This is a genomic window from Bacillus swezeyi, from assembly GCF_030908325.1.
Lineage (GTDB): Bacteria > Bacillota > Bacilli > Bacillales > Bacillaceae > Bacillus > Bacillus swezeyi.
In genome coordinates this window covers 3731382-3749631 of the sequence record NZ_CP133085.1, presented here as the reverse complement: position 1 = coordinate 3749631, position 18250 = coordinate 3731382, and the positions used below count along the sequence as shown (strand labels likewise).

21 protein-coding genes are annotated in these 18250 nt (G+C 46.5%); 10 read left to right on the top strand and 11 right to left on the bottom strand.

All coding sequences use genetic code 11. The features are described from left to right. Window positions 1–27: 27 nt before the first annotated feature. Window positions 28–501: a MarR family transcriptional regulator gene (locus RBH91_RS18730; RefSeq protein ID WP_076760824.1), complete on the top strand. Its 474-nt coding sequence runs from the start codon at window positions 28–30 to the stop codon at window positions 499–501. Between the two features lie 13 nt (window positions 502–514). Further along, the gene (locus tag RBH91_RS18725) at window positions 515–952 is read left to right on the top strand and encodes a nuclear transport factor 2 family protein (protein ID WP_307892509.1); all 438 of its coding nucleotides are present in this window, start codon (window positions 515–517) and stop codon (window positions 950–952) included. A 5-nt stretch (window positions 953–957) separates the two neighbouring features. Here RBH91_RS18725 and RBH91_RS18720 read toward each other — a convergent pair whose 3' ends face one another. Together RBH91_RS18720 and RBH91_RS18715 are read right to left on the bottom strand one after the other, a co-directional pair. Continuing rightward, a complete protein-coding gene (locus RBH91_RS18720) occupies window positions 958–2178 on the bottom strand; it encodes a pulcherriminic acid synthase (protein WP_307892508.1) in 1221 nt (406 codons plus the stop codon). Then, window positions 2175–2924, bottom strand: coding sequence for a tRNA-dependent cyclodipeptide synthase (locus RBH91_RS18715; protein WP_307892507.1), 750 nt, complete (start codon window positions 2922–2924; stop codon window positions 2175–2177). The genes RBH91_RS18720 and RBH91_RS18715 overlap by 4 nt, the downstream gene beginning before the upstream one ends. Window positions 2925–3444: 520 nt before the next feature. On the opposite strand from RBH91_RS18715, the gene RBH91_RS18710 reads away from it, so the two are divergent. The 8 genes from RBH91_RS18710 (at window position 3445) to RBH91_RS18675 (ending at window position 9991) form a co-directional block, all read left to right on the top strand. Continuing rightward, window positions 3445–4662, top strand: a complete 1218-nt coding sequence (locus RBH91_RS18710) for an MFS transporter (protein ID WP_307892506.1) — start codon at window positions 3445–3447, stop codon at window positions 4660–4662. A 56-nt stretch (window positions 4663–4718) separates the two neighbouring features. Continuing rightward, entirely contained in the window at window positions 4719–5084 is a 366-nt protein-coding gene (locus tag RBH91_RS18705) for an FGGY-family carbohydrate kinase (protein ID WP_404802454.1), read from the top strand. 146 nt (window positions 5085–5230) lie between these two features. After that, window positions 5231–5992: a DeoR/GlpR family DNA-binding transcription regulator gene (locus tag RBH91_RS18700; RefSeq protein ID WP_307892504.1), complete on the top strand. Its 762-nt coding sequence runs from the start codon at window positions 5231–5233 to the stop codon at window positions 5990–5992. Window positions 5993–6068: 76 nt separating this feature from the next. Beyond that, window positions 6069–6620, top strand: coding sequence for a DJ-1/PfpI family protein (locus tag RBH91_RS18695; RefSeq protein ID WP_076760817.1), 552 nt, complete (start codon window positions 6069–6071; stop codon window positions 6618–6620). A 122-nt stretch (window positions 6621–6742) separates the two neighbouring features. Then, a complete protein-coding gene (csoR, locus tag RBH91_RS18690) occupies window positions 6743–7048 on the top strand; it encodes a copper-sensing transcriptional repressor CsoR (protein ID WP_307892503.1) in 306 nt (101 codons plus the stop codon). 66 nt (window positions 7049–7114) lie between these two features. Continuing rightward, window positions 7115–7324, top strand: coding sequence for a copper chaperone CopZ (gene copZ, locus RBH91_RS18685; protein ID WP_307892502.1), 210 nt, complete (start codon window positions 7115–7117; stop codon window positions 7322–7324). Between the two features lie 88 nt (window positions 7325–7412). Beyond that, entirely contained in the window at window positions 7413–9848 is a 2436-nt protein-coding gene (locus RBH91_RS18680) for a heavy metal translocating P-type ATPase (protein WP_307892501.1), read from the top strand. After that, the gene (locus RBH91_RS18675; RefSeq protein ID WP_307892500.1) at window positions 9845–9991 is read left to right on the top strand and encodes a hypothetical protein; all 147 of its coding nucleotides are present in this window, start codon (window positions 9845–9847) and stop codon (window positions 9989–9991) included. Before RBH91_RS18680 ends, RBH91_RS18675 begins: the two co-directional genes overlap by 4 nt. 518 nt (window positions 9992–10509) lie before the next feature. On the opposite strand, the gene RBH91_RS18670 is transcribed toward RBH91_RS18675, so the two are convergent. The 9 genes from RBH91_RS18670 to RBH91_RS18630 form a co-directional block, all read right to left on the bottom strand. Then, complete coding sequence (locus RBH91_RS18670) at window positions 10510–11361, bottom strand: tagatose bisphosphate family class II aldolase (protein WP_307892499.1); 852 nt, start codon at window positions 11359–11361, stop codon at window positions 10510–10512. Then, window positions 11355–11846, bottom strand: coding sequence for a PTS sugar transporter subunit IIA (locus RBH91_RS18665; protein WP_307892498.1), 492 nt, complete (start codon window positions 11844–11846; stop codon window positions 11355–11357). The genes RBH91_RS18670 and RBH91_RS18665 overlap by 7 nt, the downstream gene beginning before the upstream one ends. 16 nt (window positions 11847–11862) lie before the next feature. Further along, window positions 11863–13257 (bottom strand): PTS fructose transporter subunit IIC, encoded by a 1395-nt coding sequence (locus RBH91_RS18660; protein WP_307892497.1) that lies wholly within the window; start codon window positions 13255–13257, stop codon window positions 11863–11865. 14 nt (window positions 13258–13271) lie between these two features. Further along, on the bottom strand, window positions 13272–14186 hold the full coding sequence (pfkB, locus tag RBH91_RS18655; RefSeq protein ID WP_307892496.1) for a 1-phosphofructokinase: 915 nt from the start codon (window positions 14184–14186) through the stop codon (window positions 13272–13274). Window positions 14187–14268: 82 nt separating this feature from the next. Then, complete coding sequence (locus tag RBH91_RS18650) at window positions 14269–15048, bottom strand: MurR/RpiR family transcriptional regulator (protein ID WP_076760808.1); 780 nt, start codon at window positions 15046–15048, stop codon at window positions 14269–14271. 104 nt (window positions 15049–15152) lie between these two features. Further along, on the bottom strand, window positions 15153–15485 hold the full coding sequence (locus RBH91_RS18645; RefSeq protein ID WP_307892495.1) for a four-helix bundle copper-binding protein: 333 nt from the start codon (window positions 15483–15485) through the stop codon (window positions 15153–15155). A 103-nt stretch (window positions 15486–15588) separates the two neighbouring features. After that, a complete protein-coding gene (locus RBH91_RS18640; RefSeq protein WP_307892494.1) occupies window positions 15589–16518 on the bottom strand; it encodes a metal ABC transporter substrate-binding protein in 930 nt (309 codons plus the stop codon). Between the two features lie 28 nt (window positions 16519–16546). After that, a complete protein-coding gene (locus tag RBH91_RS18635; protein WP_307892493.1) occupies window positions 16547–17407 on the bottom strand; it encodes a metal ABC transporter permease in 861 nt (286 codons plus the stop codon). Further along, window positions 17407–18150 (bottom strand): metal ABC transporter ATP-binding protein, encoded by a 744-nt coding sequence (locus RBH91_RS18630; RefSeq protein ID WP_307892492.1) that lies wholly within the window; start codon window positions 18148–18150, stop codon window positions 17407–17409. Before RBH91_RS18630 ends, RBH91_RS18635 begins: the two co-directional genes overlap by 1 nt. Window positions 18151–18250: the final 100 nt, after the last annotated feature.

Below are 18250 nucleotides of genomic sequence, written 5' to 3'. Positions count from 1 at the left end.
ACAATGACATGAAAGGGAATGAAAAGAGTGGAAAACAGCGCGTATGAACAAGCATTTCAAGCCGTTCAGGATTTTATCCTAAGAAGAGAAAAACGGGCTCAGCATGAACAGCAGGCACTTGCAAAGGAAGCGTTTAAAGCCGATGATCCCATGCGTAAACATTGGACTCTGACACAGCTTCATATTGTTTCGATCATCAATGAGAGCGAAGCCCATGTCAACAACGCATCTCTTGCTGCACAATTGCATGTTTCAAAGGCAGCCATTACAAAAGCCGTCAATGTTCTCATGAAGCACCAGATGATCGAATCTCACAAAAAACCACACAACAACAAAGAATTGTATTACACCTTGACAGAGGAAGGCAAAAAACTGGCCGAGGTTCATGACCGCATGCATGAAATAGCGAAGCAGCGCTACATCGAGCTGTTCGAGCAATTTTCAGAGTCTGAGCTGCAAACGGTCACCCGGTTTTTAAATGAATGGTCAAAATACATCTGAGAGAGGTAAGCCGATGAATAAAAATGAAGCAAAACAATTTTTAAGCCAAATGTATCAAGATATTGTTTCAGAAATGAATGTCGAAAAAATTCCTGATTATTTCAGCAGCCGGTATATTCAAATAACCGACGGCAACAAAATTGACCTTGCTGAACTTACTGACCACATGCTGGCGTTGAAGGAGGTTGCTGAATCTATAACGGTTTCTCCTTTTCATGAATTCCTATTTGATGAAGACCTTCAAACCGCAACATTAAGATATACGGTTGAGGTTGTCAAAAAGAGCGGGAATTGCGGGAGGATTGAATTAATCGCCATTTTTAAGCTGGACGATTACAAAATCGTTCAATGCCATGAGCTTTCAAATGTTGTTGAAGGCGGGGATGGATTTGATGAGCTGGCAAGCATCAATGAAGCAAAAACCTCCTCTTGGGAGGAGGAGGTTTTTTGAAAAAGCTAACGTTTGGGATCAAACAGAATCCGGAGCGAGACGGGGCCGCGCGTGTAAAGCCCTGTCTCGCGATAAATGAAGTCTTTCTCTAGTTTGATATTTCGCATTTGATCCAAGACGATGTTTGCGACAAGTTCTATCTCTGTCTTGGCAAAGCCCGCTCCTACACAGTTGTGGACGCCTGAGCCGAATGCGAGGTGCCGCGCCGCGCCGCTGAATGCGCTTTTGACGTCAAGATCGCCGCGGTGAATGTTGAACTCATCCGGATGTTCAAATGCTTCAGGATCACGATTTGCGGCGCCGATCATGCAAAATACGGTCGTTCCCTCTTTCAGTTCGACACCGCCGATGACCGCGTCTTGGGACAGCTGCCGCGGAATGAGCTGTACCGGCGGCTTATAACGCAATGTTTCAGCGATCGCCTTCGGCACAAGTGAACGGTCTTCCAGTACATCATTCATTTGATCTGGATGATGCAGCAAATGATAGATCATCAAAGCGAGCGTCTTATCCGCAGGCTCTGTTGCGGCAAGCAATATGTTGAGAATCAGTGCGCGGATATCTCTGTCTGACATCGCTACACCTTCGTATTCTGAAGTGCAAAGGATTGATATTAAATCTTGTCCGGGATTTTCGCGTCTTTCCGCGATGATCGGATTCAAATATTCTGCGAGCTGTTCACTGCATTTAAGGGAATGCTCACGGTCTTCAGGCAACTGATTCAAACTGGTAATGAAATCGGCGACACCGCTGTGCCAATTTCTGACCGTTTTGTGATCGTTCTTGTCCAAACCTAAAATATCCATGGTTACGCAAACAGCGAAGGTTTTTCCGAAATCATTGACAAGGTCGATCCGCCCTTTGTCGAGATGCGGCGCCAAAAGCCTTTCGGCGTTCTCTTTAATCAGCGGAGTAAGGTGCTCAAGGGACTCGCCGATAAAACGCCGCAGAACAATCCTTCGTTTTGCCGTATGTTCTTTGCCCTTCATTTGGGCCAGAACAGGTCCGCGCATGACAGGTTCGGCTCGTTTGGCAAGCGACTTTGTCGTAAAGACATCCTGATGTTGGAGCACATGGCGAACGTCCTCATATCGGCTGAGGAAATAGCTGTCAAGCGATTCCTCATAGTGGACGGGATCTGTCTCCCGCAGATAAGAGAAGTATTTGTAAGGATCCTCATGGTATTGTTGAGACAACACGCTGAATGTTTTAAGCGATTGATTCATACTCGTTCCTCCTGCATGCTTTTAGATTCCACACTTTCGTCCAGTTCAGAAACCATAAGATATCCTTGATTCGGACGCATTCTTACGGAAAATTCATTTCTGGATATCTGTTCGCCGAGCTCCCAGGGGCGGTGATAAGCAAGAAGTGTCTCTTCCACGCCTAAAATATCCGGAGCGGCGATGAAAAACGGGAGTTCAGCGATGACATATTCTACAGCGAGATCAAGCATGGCTTGACTGACGTCTTGAATATCCATCTGAGTGCCGCGGGCCCGTCCAAGGATAGCCGCATGCGACATCTCTAAGCAAGCTTTACGGAAATGGGGCTGTTCAAAAAAGGCATCTTCGACTTCCATCCGCAAGTGATGGTATGCGACTTGGTCCGTAAAATCGGAGAATGTATGGATCGCCTCGGGATTTCCGCCATGCGTCTCAAGTGCTTTTTCCGCAAATCTCCGGTTCCGTGAGACTTCCTTCCTCACCTTTCGTTCAGCCTTTCCTTTTGGAGTGCCTAGCGCTTCAAGAAGATTGGCTGCTTCCTTTCCTGCCAAAAGCACGGACACGTCTTGAAATTCATGGACGGCCCAGCCGATGAGCCGATCAATATAATCTTCAGAGAATCGGCTGTTAAACGGGCTGATGCCAATGAGAACATGGCGTTTGCGCTTCAAAATGTCATGGCAGTTTTGAGATAAAGTTTCGGTTTTGAATGGCCTGTGTTTGCTCTCAATCATAAGCTCTGTCATTGATTTCCTCCTTAGCGAACATAGAATGACTTCTTTTGCAATCAATGATGTATATAAGGCGGCTTATAGAGCTGGGAATAGGCTGGTCTCATTTCAGTATGGATCGTGAAGAATACAGCGATGATGCGAGTCGTGGTGAAGGGGTATGGAAATGATAAGTATGAGCTCAAAAATAAAACCGGTTAAAGATTTAAAGTTTACTAGTAAACAATAGTCATTTTATCCCTAACTTTTCCAGCTGTCAACACAATTCAAATTCAAAATATGAAAATATTCGTAACTTTTCTTCCCTAATTTGAGGATATTTTATCAGGAATGTGCAGGTAGATCCTTTATAATAGGGCGGTAGAGAGAGAAATGTTAAAAATGTGTAAAAAATCTTAAAATGATTAAAAGGTTTCATTGTTGACAATTAGAAAGAGCAGAGTTACAATTATTTTTGTTAACTGGTAAACGATTTTTTCGGGTTTTTCTATACGTATTATTAACGAATAAACAAAAATAAGGCAGGCGGTTTTAAATGAAACCCTTGAAATTAAGCTCTTCATTCATTTTGTACTTAGTGTGTATAAGCGCGTTTTTTGCATCGTTAAATCAAAATATTTATTCACCCATTATTCCTTTGATTAGAGATTCGTTTCATGTATCGGTTTCGATGGTGAACCTGTCTGTTTCGCTGTTTATTTTTATTACGGCGGTTATGCAGATCATTCTAGGATCGATTGTTGATTTTAAAGGTGCGAGATTTGTGATGATGGCTAGCATCGTCATAACCGTCATTGCCAGCATCGGCTGCGCCGCCGCTCAGGATTTTACACTGTTTCTTATTTTCAGGGTGCTGCAAGCGGTTGGAACAGCCGCGCTGCCTCTTATCGCAGCGACAACAATCGGCGGTTTATTCGAAGGAACGAAGCGGGGCAGTGCGATGGGAACGTATCAAATGCTGCTTTCGGTGGCGCCAGCAGCGGCGCCGATACTTGGAGGATTCATCGGCGAGCGCTATAATTATCCGGGTATTTTTTGGTTTCTGACCGGGCTGTCCGTCATTCTGCTTTTGGCAAATGCATTTTACTTTCCGCGTGAGAACACGGGGAAGAAAGCGAATATGACCGCAAACAAACTCATGTCACACTACACGGACATATTCAAAAACAGGACGGGAAATGCGATTTTGATTTTAAGCTTTCTTATCTTCTTTATTTATTTTTCCATTATCGTATATCTGCCGATTTTATTAACGGACAGCTACCATCTTGATCTGAAAATCGTCGGTTTGCTTTATTTGCCGATAGCGGTCAGTACAATTGCCGGCAGTATGCTGTTTAAATGGATTCAAAAGAAAGTATCGCTCGGACGCCTGTTTTTGTACGGCAATCTAACGGCGGCCGGAAGCATTGTCTTTTTCGGTTTCACCCATTCATTCTCACTTGTCTTTATGTCCGCCGCTCTCGTCCTTTTTGGTATCACGATGGGGCTCATCCCGCCGCTGTTCTCGACAATGATGACGAACGAATTTGAGGATAACAGAGGCAGTGCGTTAGGGATGTTTAACTTTATCAGATACACCGGAATGGCCTGCGGGCCTGTTCTATCAGGTTTTCTTCTAGAAAGGTTGTCATCGGTTTCCGTATTTGGCTGGTTCGGAATCGCATACGCAGTTGCCAGTCTGCTGCTGCTGATAGCGGGGCTGAAAACGAACCATTCAACATCGCAAAAACAAAAAGCTGCCAGATCTTGAGTCTGGCAGCTTCAGATTGTTGACAAAATCCTAAAACGGTTTAAAGTTTTAGGATTTTGTCATCCTTCCTGTCAATATGCCCGAGACAATTCCGAACTACTGCCGAAACACCCCAGGAAGTACCGGAAACGCCGGGAGAGATCATCCGCTGTGTGCTGGAAAGCCTTGCGCTGGAACGGATTGAATCGCTTATTGGAAAACAATACGAAGGGCTCCATATGGTCGGGGGCGGCATTCATAATGAGCTGTTTTGCCAGTACACGGCCAATGTATTGGCAAGGGAGGTCTGGGCGGGACCCTCTGAGGCGAGTGTGATCGGCCATATTGCCGTTCAGGCCATAGCACTTGAAATGTTCTCGGATGTCCAGGAAGCGCGGCAGGCCATTAAAGCATCATGTGCGGTAAAAGACATATGCCCCTGAAAATGTTAAGATTTAGGAAACGGCTTTTAAACATATGAGGAACAAATTCTCGGTGTCTCTTCCTGCTGAAAACATTTCCAGGAACGGCGCTGATGCGCTATTATGGAAGAAACAATGATTTTTCTATAGAGGAAGGAAGTAAACGGATGCTTGTAGCTGAAAGACATCAAAAAATCGTTGAGCTTGTCAATCTGCGTTCGAGCTTACGCGTCACCGAGCTGAGTGAACTGTTTTCGGTCACGGAGGAAACGATCAGGCGTGATTTAGAAAAGCTTGAAAAGGAGAACAAACTGAAAAGGAGCCATGGAGGCGCCGTCAGTGTACAGACTGAAGAAGCAGAGATTCATTTTCGGGAGCGGGAGATTACAAACGCCGTTGAAAAGAAAATGATCGCATATGAAGCCGTCAAGCTTGTTGAAAGCGGAGAACGGATCATCCTTGATGCCAGCACGACGGCGTGGTATATGGCAAAAACGCTGGAGAACATTCCGCTGACTGTCATTACGAATTCAGTCAGAGTGGCGCTGGAGCTTTCCAAAAAAGAGAAAATGACGGTGATTTCAACGGGAGGAATGCTGCTTCCGAAATCGATGTCATTTGTCGGACCGCTGGCCGAGCGCTCTCTTGACATGTATCACGTCAACAAAACATTTCTTTCGTGCAAAGGTGTCGATCCTGTAAACGGCTTAAGCGATTCAAACGAATGGCAGGCGCTCTTGAAAAAGCGAATGATCGATATCGCCGATCAAACGATCTTAATGGCAGACAGCAGCAAATTCGGCAAGCGGGCTTTTTCACAAATTGATCAGCTCCATGACGGGTATAAGGTCATCACAGATTCAGGAATCGGCAAAGGCAGTTTTGAGGCGCTGAAGGAGAAAACGGAACAGATCTCCATTGTCGGCTAAAGACTGAGCACCTTGTTTTAAAATAGGGGCCGCATCAGATAAAATAGAAGGGGAAAAAGGAAAGGAGATGTTTTGGATGGCGAAGAAGGTTTTGATTGTAACTGGTGACGCAGTGGAAGCATTAGAGGTGTACTATCCTTATTACCGCTGTCTTGAAGAAGGTTTTGAAACGACGATTGCCGCACCAGAGAAGAAAAAAATTCATACGGTTGTCCATGACTTCTTAGACTGGGATACATATACCGAAAAACCGGGATATTTAATTGATGCGCACGCTTCATTCGATGAGATCGACCCTTCCGATTATGACGGTATCATCATTCCGGGCGGCCGCGCACCCGAATTCATCCGGATGTATGATTCGTTATTGAAAATTGTCGCTCATTTCTTTGAAGAAAATAAACCGGTCGGCGCCATTTGTCATGCGAGCCTGATTTTCACAAGCCTGAGAGAACATCTGCAAGGCCGCGAGCTGACGGCTTACATTGCCTGCAAACCTGAAGTCGAAGCGGCGGGCGCGACTTATATCGAAGAAAAGCTGCATGTGGAAGGGAATCTTGTTTCAGGACATGACTGGTCGAATCTGCCGGAATTTATGAGAGAATTTTTCAAAGCATTAAACAGATAAAAACAGAAAAGATGACCCTGTGCTAAAATGGGGTTGTCTTTTTTTAGACATGTTTTGGTTTAGATTTTATAATGATATCAAGAACATTGTGGCAAAACTATACATGAAGGAGAGGTGTTCCGATGCCAGAACATCATGATGGCCATGCGTTAAACCCTAAAAGCTCCAAAGAAAAAGAACAAATCACAAACCGGCTGAAAAGAATTGAAGGACAAGTCAGGGGCATTCAAAACATGATTGAAGACGACCGGTACTGCGTCGATATTTTAGTTCAAATCTCTGCCGTTCAAGCGGCCATGCAAAAGGTGGCTTTCAGCCTGCTGGAAAACCATACACACCACTGTGTGGCAAACGCCGTGAAGAGCGGTGAAGGAGAAGCGGCGATTGAAGAGCTGCTTGATGTATTTAAACGGTTTTCAAAATCATAAGATCGTTTCGCTCTCTTGAAATACCCTACAGGGGTATGGTAGTATGAAAATAAGGAGGTTTTAAATATGGAACAAAAAACGCTGAAAGTTGAAGGTATGTCTTGCAATCATTGTGTTCAGTCTGTTGAAGGGAGCGTCGGCAAGCTAAGCGGCGTTGAAGCCGTCAAGGTGGATTTAAGCGCAGGCAAGGTTGACGTATCATTTGATTCAGGCAAAGTATCGCTGACGGAGATCGTTGATGTGATTGAGGATCAGGGGTATGATGTCGCAGACTAGAAAAAACGGCGCGCTTCAAAAGCGCGGTTTTTTCTGTCTAAATGAGGCTGAACATATACCTGCGTGGGGTATATAAGGAGTGAGAAACATGGATGGACAAAAGGAAACCACTCTTCAAATATCAGGCATGACCTGTGCAGCCTGTGCTGCGCGAATTGAAAAAGGGTTGAAAAGGCTGGACGGCGTTGAAGCCGCAAATGTGAATTTGGCGCTGGAAAAATCCAAAGTCGTGTATGATCCGGCTAAAATTGAAGTCGGGCAGCTGGCTGAGAAGGTTGAGTCGCTCGGCTATCAAGTAGCTGCCGAAAAAGCCGAGTTTGCGATTTCAGGCATGACCTGTGCCGCATGTGCAAATCGCATTGAAAAGCGCCTCAACAAGCTGCCGGGTGTGAAAAGCGCCGCTGTCAATTTTGCCCTTGAGACGGCGGCAGTCGAATATCATCCGGGCGCAGTTTCTCTGGAGGATATGAGAGAGGCTGCAGATAGGCTCGGCTACAAGATGGTATTAAAAACAGACCGCGGCCGGGACAGTGCGGCAGAGCAAAGAGAAAAAGACATCCAAAATCAAACCGGCAAATTTATTTTTTCCGCCGTTTTATCCTTTCCTTTGCTTTGGGCGATGGTCAGCCATTTCCAGTTCACGTCATTTATATGGCTGCCGGAGATGTTTATGGACCCATGGGTGCAATTCGCCTTGGCTACGCCGGTTCAGTTTATCGTCGGCAGACAATTTTACGTCGGCGCCTATAAAGCGCTGCGAAACAAAAGTGCAAACATGGATGTGCTGGTTGCACTGGGAACGTCGGCCGCTTATTTTTACAGCCTTTATTTAAGTATGAAAAGTCTTGGAAGCGATCAGCATACAGACGGGCTTTATTACGAAACAAGCGCCATTCTCTTGACCTTGATTATTTTAGGAAAGCTGTTTGAAGCGAAAGCGAAAGGCCGCTCATCAGAAGCGATCAAAAAACTGATGGGACTGCAGGCGAAGACGGCGACCATCGTCAGAAACGGCGAAGAGATCACCGTGCCGATTGAAGAAGTTTTGGCCGGCGATATCATGTATGTCAAACCTGGAGAAAAAATTCCTGCGGACGGAGACATTGTCGAAGGCCGTTCAGCGTTGGATGAGTCAATGATTACCGGTGAAAGCATCCCCGTTGACAAAACGGTCGGAGATACGGTCATTGGGGCTACAATCAATAAAAATGGATTTATAAAAGTCAGAGCCGAAAAGGTAGGAAAAGATACTGCTTTGGCGCAAATCATTCAAGTGGTTGAAGAGGCGCAAGGTTCAAAAGCGCCGATTCAGCGGCTCGCGGACCGGATTTCCGGGGTATTCGTACCGGTTGTCGTTGTGATCGCCATCATGACGTTTCTCGTTTGGTATTTGTTTGTCAGTCCCGGCGAATTTGGCACGGCGCTCGAAAAGCTGATCGCCGTGCTCGTGATCGCATGTCCGTGTGCACTCGGGCTGGCAACACCGACTTCGATTATGGCGGGGTCCGGCCGTGCGGCTGAATACGGCATTTTATTTAAGGGCGGCGAACATTTGGAGACGGCTCACCGCTTAGAGACGATCGTGCTTGATAAAACGGGAACCGTAACAAATGGCAAGCCGCAGCTGACCGATGTCCGTCCAGCGCCATGGATTGATGAAATACAATTTCTCAAACTGGCCGGGACGGCAGAAAGAAATTCCGAGCATCCTCTTGCCGAAGCGATTGTAGAAGGGATCAAACAGAAGGGAATTGAACTGAGCGATCCCGCCCGCTTTGAAGCGATACCCGGATACGGTATCGAAGCCGCTGTCAGCGACAGGCGGATTTTCATCGGTACAAGGCGCCTCATGGATCGGCATGGGATTGATATTCAGCAGGGCGTCTCTGAGATGGAGAAGCTTGAAAAGCAAGGAAAGACGGCGATGCTAATGGCTGTTGACGGACGCTATGCCGGGCTGATTGCCGTAGCTGATACGATCAAAGATACATCAAAAGCAGCCGTGGGAAGGCTTAAAAGTATGGGACTCGAGGTCATCATGATGACCGGAGACAACCGGAAGACGGCTGAAGCGATTGCAGCTGAAGCGGGAATTGATCATGTCATTGCCGAAGTTCTGCCTGAAGGAAAAGCGGAAGAAGTGAAAAAAATCCAGGCGGAAGGCAAAAAAGTCGCCATGGTGGGCGACGGCATCAATGATGCCCCCGCACTTGCGGCGGCTGATACCGGAATGGCCATCGGAACAGGCGCTGACGTTGCAATGGAAGCCGCTGACATTACCTTGATCCGCGGTGATTTAAACAGCATCGCAGATGCGATCGGCATGAGCAGGCTGACGATCAAAAACATTAAACAAAACCTTTTCTGGGCTTTTGCTTACAACAGTATCGGCATTCCGTTTGCCGCACTGGGGCTTTTAGCGCCATGGATAGCCGGTGCGGCGATGGCGTTCAGTTCGGTGTCGGTCGTGTTGAACGCGCTCAGACTGCAAAAGGTGAAACTGGAATGGAGGAATCCGTCTTGAAAAATAAGAGAGTGCTCATTTGGACGGTTTCAGCGGTTGCTTATGTCGGCCTCGTCATCGGAGTCTACAGTCTATTCTTCGGCCAAAAATCCATTCCGGAAAAACAGCCTTCGAACCATCAGTCAGAGATGCAAATGAAATGAAAGACGTGAAAAAAACAGGCGCGCAACACAAGCGGGCCTGTTTTTTTAGTTTTCGTCTGCTTTTTGGAAGATGTCGCCCTTCTGATCTTTCACAAACAGCTTCCCTTCCATTTTATTCAAGCCGATCAAAAGATAAGGATTTTTCTCATGACCCCTGCATGAATCATTCGCTTGAATGACCACAGTTCATTCTGTTTCGCCTTTTGATATGTTGACATCAGACACATCGGCTTGCTTTCCTTTCTCCTTTTCGCCTAGAGAAAGCACCACCATCTTCTTTCCCTCAGAGATTGTAAAGACTTTGTAACCTCTCAATTCAGGGTGTTTTTGAAGGTGTGATCCATATTGCTCAAGATCAGCGCTTTCTTCATGAATGCGGTTTTTTTCAAAAATCCAATATAGCTGGCAGCAATCATTTCTTGATGTTGCCCACTCTCTCGAAAAGTATATATTTGTATATTGGTATTACCACAGGATTTATCCTGCTGTATCAATGACTAGCATACGGGTTTTTGAGTTTAATATCTTCCATTGCTCATGCACATCAAGATTTTGTCTTCGATGATCTTTTTCATCGCTTCTTTGGCGGGAGCCATATATTTTCTCGGATCGCTCGCTTTGGGATTTTCAGTTAAATAACGCCGCAGCTGATTGGAAAAAGGAATTTTTAATTCTGTTGCAATATTTACTTTTGCACATCCCAGTTCAATGCACTTTCTGACGTCTTGTTCGGGAATGCCGGATGCACCGTGCAGGACAAGCGGGATAGAGACGCGCTTTTGGATCTCTGCAAGCCGGTCAAAATCGATTTTAGGCTCTGAAGAATAAAGGCCGTGGGCCGTTCCGATCGCAACGGCCAGCGAATCGATTCCGGTTTTCTCGACAAAATCCTTGGCCGCATCCGGATCTGTGTAATAAGCGTCGGCTTGATTTACGACAAGATCGTCCTCCTGTCCGCTAAGCCGTCCGAGCTCCGCTTCAACAGTCGCGTCTTTTTGACGGGCATAGTGAACGACTTCCTCCACAATGGCGGTATTTTCTGCAAATGGATGATGGGAAGCGTCGATCATCACGGATTTCGTCCCCAATGCTAAAGATGCTCGAATATCATCGATTTGCTCATGATGGTCAAGATGGAGAGCGACAGGTACCGTGCAATTCGCCGCAGCCGTTTCCGCAATCGTTTGAATATAATCGCGGCCTGCATAGCTGAATGTTCCCGGGGTAGCGGCTAAAATGACGGGGGATCTAAGCGCTTCGGCCGTTTCGGCAACAGCCTGAACGGTTTCGAGATTATGAATGTTGAAGGCTGGCACCGCATAGCCGTTTGCCTGGGCGTCCAGGAGCATTTTTTTCGTATTGGTCAGCATTTTGATTCCCTTCTTTCGTAATAGAATGAAGCTAAATCGTTTGAGATGATGCGCTCGATATCTTCACAGCTTTCCGCCTCAAGCAGCTGCTGTCTGACATCTTCATGGACGAGCATGCGCGACAGGGATGATAATAGCTGCAAATGAGTGCTGTTTGCTTCGGCATCAGGTATGAGTAAAGCAATGATAAAGGTGACGGGCGTCTGATCAAGAGAATTCCATTCAATGCCTGTCTCGTTTTTGATAATCAGCACCGCAGCCTCTGTGATGTCCTCAAGTTTTGTATGGGGGATGGCGAATCCGTCGATAAAGCCGGTTGTGCTTTCGGCTTCTCTTTTCGCTAAACCATCTATGAGCGCGTGCTTTGATTTGGCCAGCCCCAATTCATAAGCGAGCTGAGCCAACCGCTCAAAAACTTCCTGTTGTGAAGACAACGCTTCCTGGAGATAGATGTGCTCTTTCTTTAAAAATACAGCTGTACTCATGATGAATCAGCCTTTCTTAGTTTTTTTCATAGGTTCGTTTTTGATATAAGCCGTACATGAAAGCGCCGATAAGCGAACCGATCAGTATCGACAGCACCCATTGAAACGCTCCGTTTACGACGGGAAGTACAAGAAATCCGCCGTGCGGAGCCGGGACTTGCACTGCGAAAAAATATGTTAAAATGGCCGATGCCGATGAACCGATCATCAAAATCGGGATGACAGGGATCGGTTTTTTTGCGGCGAACGGGATTGCGCCTTCCGTAATGTGGGTGGCGCCCAAGATAAAATTGACAAGCCCTGCATTGCAATCCTGCTGGCTGAAATACTTTCGGAAAAACAAAGTGGCAAATGCAATGACAAGCGGCGGTGTGATGCATGCTGCAGAGACGCCGGCCATAAAATACTGGTTTCCTTCGGCGAGCAGCGCGGTCCCTGTCACATATGCCGCTTTATTGACCGGCCCGCCCATGTCAAACGCGCTCATACAGCCGATGATCAGGCCGAGAATGATGGGATTTGCCCCTTGAAAATCGGCTAAAAAGTTTTTCATGCCTTCATTGATGGCGGTCATCGGCTCTACTAAAACAAACATAACGGCTCCGATCAGGAAAATGCCGAGCACGGGGAAAAGGAAAATCGCTTTTAATCCTTCCAAAGACTGCGGCATGTTTTTCAGTACATAAGATAGGCCGTAAATGATCAGTCCGGCTAAAAATCCGGAGACGATTCCGCCCAAAAAGCCGGCTCCGCCCGTGCTTGCGATCATTCCGCCGATAAACCCGACAATCAGCCCCGGACGTTTGGCCATCGAATCGGCGATATATGCCGATAGAATCGGAACCATCAGCTGGAATCCGAAAGCGCCCGTTTTGTTCAGCAGTGCGGCAAAGGCGTTGTAGCTCGGATGTTCGGGATCGGCTGAATGGATGCCGAATAAAAATGAAAGTGCGATCAAAACTCCTCCGCCGACGACGAACGGAAGCATATGGGAAACGCCGTTCATCAGATGTTTATATATTTTTCGGCCGGCCGAACCGGACTCGCTGATATTTGTTTCAGACACTGTCTTTTCAGCTTCTCCCTTGCCGTAAATCGGCACCTTTCCATTGATCATCGTTTGAATCAATGCTTCCGCATCCCGGATTCCGCGAGCGACGGGAACATCGAGGACGGGTTTGCCTTTAAAACGCTCGGCGCCAACATCCTTGTCCGCCGCAATAATGACGCCGTCGGCCTGTTTAATGTCATCAGCCGACAGTTCATTTTGCACGCCGACCTGGCCGTGGGTTTCCACTTTGATGTCGACTCCGAGCCTGGCGGCGGCCTGTTTTAAAGCTTCTTCAGCCATAAATGTATGGGCGATTCCAGTCGGACAGCCTGTCGCAGCGATGATTTTGATGTTTGCCATTTTGAAAACCTCCTTTATAAATGAGTAATCCGAATGTGTGAAACCATCTCATCAAGTCTGGACAAATCGCCGAGACCTTTTGAAAATGCCGTCAGCGCCCCGGCGGCAGACGCCAGTTTTAAAGCGTCTTCAAGAGGAAAACCAAGTTCCTGTTTGCCGATGAACACCGCAAGCATGGCATCTCCCGCACAAGCGGTGTTGACGACTTCGCCTTCGGCCGACGTCGCTTTTATTGTTGTTTGGCGGTCAAAGTAGATCGCCCCGTCTTTTCCTCGGGTCACGAGCACCCGTTCAGCTCCCCGGTTTAAAAGCTCCTGCCCATAATGAAGGATTTCCGCTTCTGACAGCGCTTTCTTTTGGCCGAAAAAAGCGGCCAGCTCCTGTTCATTCGGTTTAATCAAGTACGGATGATACGGAAGGCAGTCGAGGAGCGCAGGCGAACTGATATCTAAAATCAGCTTTAATCCCCGTTTGGCGGCAATGGCGGAAAGAAGCGGATAAATGTCGTCATTGATGCCTTTCGGAAGGCTGCCTGAGATAAATAAAAAATGGCCGAAGGGAATATCCTTCATTTTATTGATCAGTTCTTGTTTGCAGGCTTCTGATATAAGCGGGCCTTTGTTGACAATTTTGAATTCACGGCAAGCGTTGATAAAAATATTGATTCGGGAAATACCGTCAACCTGTACAAAATCGGTTGCAATCTTTTCTCTTTTCAGCTCATCTTCAATAAAGCGGCCTGTAAAGCCCCCGGCAAACCCGAGCGCCGTATTGTCAAGGCCGAGGCGTTTCAGCATAAAAGAAATATTGACTCCTTTTCCATTGGGCTGGTAATCTTCATCTTTTGTGCGATTGACAATATCGGGAAGCAAATCGTCAGTTTCAACGAACAGGTCGACGGCGGTATTCATCGTGCATGTATAGATCATGTTGTTCCCCCCTTTATCTATGACTTCACAGACATTATGTCACAGATAAAAGAGGGGATGTTTACAGGTTGTGTAAAGGTTTTCAGGCGTGGGCGGTGCGAATCACATACGAATCAAGCATGATGCGGGAGAGGACTTGCAGAGGGAGGCGCGAGCGGACTTCATAGTCCGGAAAAAATGACTGTTCGCCTTTGAATCCGACTAATACGATCTCCGACATTTTCGCGAGACGCGAGTCGATTCTCGTCGTTAATGTAATCGAGGAAATCGTTTGTACTTTAAGATTGGCAGCGGCTTCAACCAGCTCTTCCGTTTCGCCGTTCAGCGAAACAAATAAGCCGAGATCATGATTTGACAGTGTTTTCGATTTGCCTCTGATAATGTTCGGATCGCTGTGCATTTCACAGTTTTTTCCGAGCAGCTGGAGCTTGATCGTCATTTCCGTACCGATCATTTCAGATAATCCTCTTGCAAAAATATAAATTTTTTCGGCATTGTTGATTTTTTGGATGGCATCTTCAATCAGTCCGATATCAAGCATTTTGATCGTGTCAAGGACTTCTCGTTCATTTTTCAGCACAGCCTGTTTGATTTGGCTGTCGATATCATCCATCAGAGGAGTATGTCCAAGCTGATGGCTCTCTCTCAGTGCATATTTAAAAGATGTGTAGCCGTCATAACCGAGCTTTTTCATCAGCCTGACGATCGTAGCTGTTGAAACATTGGCATTCTCGCTTAATTTGACAATGGACTGGGTTGAAATCATATCCAGATGCTGATAAATATACTCAAGCAAATGCCTTTCAGAATCGCTGAGTGCCTGATATGTGTCAGAAGTCATTTGAAATACGCCGTCTTTCATATTTGAACCCCCTTTTATAGTCATATTGTATCAGGTTGAAAGGGGATCAGATGAAAAAATAAAAACCGGCGCGCCGTATGTTATGGTACGCCGGATATTTCGCTTTATGAAGCCATTTTTCTGCACGCTTCCGCACATCTGAAGCAGCTTTCAGCACATGCCTGGCAGTGGTCATGCTTGTGCAGGCTGCATTCATTTCCGCATGCTTCACAAACCTTTGCACATAATAAACAAATGTCTTCAGCATATGGGCTGTTTCGCGTCATCGCTTGAACAGCAACGGCGCACATTTCAGCGCATTCCCGGTCCAAACGGATACATTCGGCCATCATGCCGCTGTCTTCTTCCATTAAACATTTGTCAAAGCAGTGATTGCAGGCATAAAGGCATTCTTGGCAAGCTTTGATGCATTCTTCATAAACAGATTGATTTTCCACAGTAAAACACTCCTTTTTCTGCACTTTCTGTTCTTGTACCCTGCTTAAAAATCGTCCAAACACGCGAAAAAAACTGCTGTACATCTGCACAGCAGTTCGTGATTTATTCGGCGAGCCCTTTATGGATTCGGTCAAGGTTCTCTTTCATCATCTGATAATATGAATCTCCGGCTTCACCGGGTTTTCCGATGGAATCGGTAAATACCTTTCCTTTAATCGGTACGCCGGTTTCCGCTGACAGGCTTTCCATACTGCGCGGGTCAACGCTTGTCTCCACAAATAAAGCCGGAACTTTCTTTGTCTTCACCGTGTCGACGATTTTTTTCATTTGGCCTGGCGTGCCTTCATTTTCGGTATTAATCTCCCAAATATACTTGGCGTCCACACCGTAGGCTGAGGCGAAATATTTAAAGGCGCCTTCGCTTGTCACGAGGATCCGCCGTTCCTCAGGTACATCTTTAAAACGGTTGACTGCTTCATCATGAAGCTTTTGCAGTTTTTCAATATAGGCTTTCGCATTTTTTTCATAGTCCTCTTTATGATCGGGGTCGTTTTTGATCAGCGCATCTCTGGCATTTTCGGCATATTGAATCCCGTTTTGAATATCGAGCCATGCATGCGGATCTTCTTCCGTTTCTTTTCCTTTGGAGGTGAGATGCTTTGCTTTGACTCCCTTGCTCAGCTTGTAGACGGGAGCGTCATCGCCGCCTTTTTCAGCCGTCTCAAGCAGCTTGTTAAACCAGCCGTTGCCTGTTTCCAGATTCAGGCCGTTATAAAAGACGATATCAGCGTCAGCCGTTTTTTGAACGTCTTTTGGCAGCGGATCGTATTCGTGCGGATCTGTTCCGACAGGTACGATGCTGTATAAATCGATGTGATCCCCTCCGACATTTTTGACGATGTCATAGAGAATGGAGTAGGTGGTGACGACTTTCAATTTTCCGCTTTCACCGCTGCTGCTTTTTGAGGAGCAGCCGGCAGCGAGAAGCAGAATCACAGCCGCCAGAATCGCTAATGTTCGTTTGCGTTTCATTTCGAGTTTTCCCCCTTTATTTTTTCGATTAGCTTTGAAGTGCTGCTCTTTTTCTCCTGGATTTCAAAGATCTCCATAGAACGCCTTGTTTTGGAGAAAACATAAAGGCGAGCCCGAACAGGATCGTCGCCACAAGCACAATCGCCGCCCCTGATGAGAGGTTGTACGTATAGCTTAAACCGAGGCCGATGACGGCTGACAATGCGCCGAAGAAGGCGGCCAAATAGATCATCACCCATAGCCGATCCGTTAATAAATAAGCCGTGGCGGCAGGTGTTATCAGCATTGCGACGACGAGAATAATCCCGACGGTCTGAAGCGATGCGACCGTGACCATTGTCAAAAGCGTCATTAAAAAGTAGTGGATCAGCCGGTTCGGCAAGCCGTAGACGGCGGCCATCGTCGGATCGAAAGAGGTGATGAGCAGCTCTTTATAAAATAAAAAGACAGCTGTGAGTATAATGATGCCGATGACGAGTGTGATCCACATGTCAGATGAACGAACGGCCAGCACATTGCCGAACAAAATGTGGTATAGGTCGCTTGAGCTTTTGACAAGCGTGATCAAGATGATGCCGATCGCGAAAAAGGCGGTAAAGACGATGCCGATGGCCGAGTCGTTTTTAATCCGGCTGTTTTGACTGACATAACCAATTCCAAGGGCCGTCAGTATTCCTGTAAAGACGGCGCCGAAGAAAAAGTTGACGCCAAGCATATAGGAGATGGCGACACCGGGCAGGACGGCGTGTGAAATGGCATCACCCATCAGCGCCATTCCCCGTAAGATGATAAAGCAGCCGATCACACCGCAGATGATGCCCACCATAATGGAAGTGAACAGTGATTTTTGCAGAAAGGAATATTCCATCAATCCGTTTATAAATTCCATCAGATTGCCCCCCTTTGTGTTTGCAGAAACGGAAGCTGGGATTCATAGGCTTTCATCATGACATCCGGCTTGAGAATATCAGAGACGGGACCTGTTTGAATCAGCTCTTTGTTCAGCAAAATTAATTCATCGAAATAGCTGTCCGCTTTGTTCAAGTCGTGATGGACGACAAGGACGGTTTTTCCTTCATCACGCAATTCCTTTAATATTTTGACGATCATGTCTTCGCTTGTCACATCGATTCCGACGAATGGTTCATCAAGGCAAAACAGCTCCGCTTTTTGAGCGAGCGCCCGCGCGAGAAAAACACGCTGCTGCTGTCCTCCTGAGAGCTCGCCGATCTGGCGCTTCGAGAATGAAGCCATTCCGACTTTTTCCAGACAGTGATAGGCCAAGTCTTTGTGATGCTTTTTCGGACGCCGGAGGATGCCGAGTTCAGGATATGTTCCGAGCAGGACCGTATCGAGAACATTGATGGGAAACGTCCAATCCATATCATTTCGCTGAGGGACATAGGCGATTTTTTGGCGAACAGCTTTAAGCTGTCTTTCCAGCAGGCGGATTTCGCCTTTATCTCTCGGAATCAACTCCAGTACAGCTTTCAAAAGCGTCGATTTTCCGGCACCATTCGGTCCGATAATACCGGCCATTTTTCCTTGATCAATCGAGAAATTGATATTGTGAAGCGCTTCTGTGCCGTGATATGAAACATATAAATCTTTTACAGTCATTGCGGGTTTCATAGCATTCATTAACCCCTTTCTATGTCTATATCAAATTTAACCTGCATACAATATTTTTATCTTGGCAATTTTTTATTACCTAAAGACATTTTTTTTACCT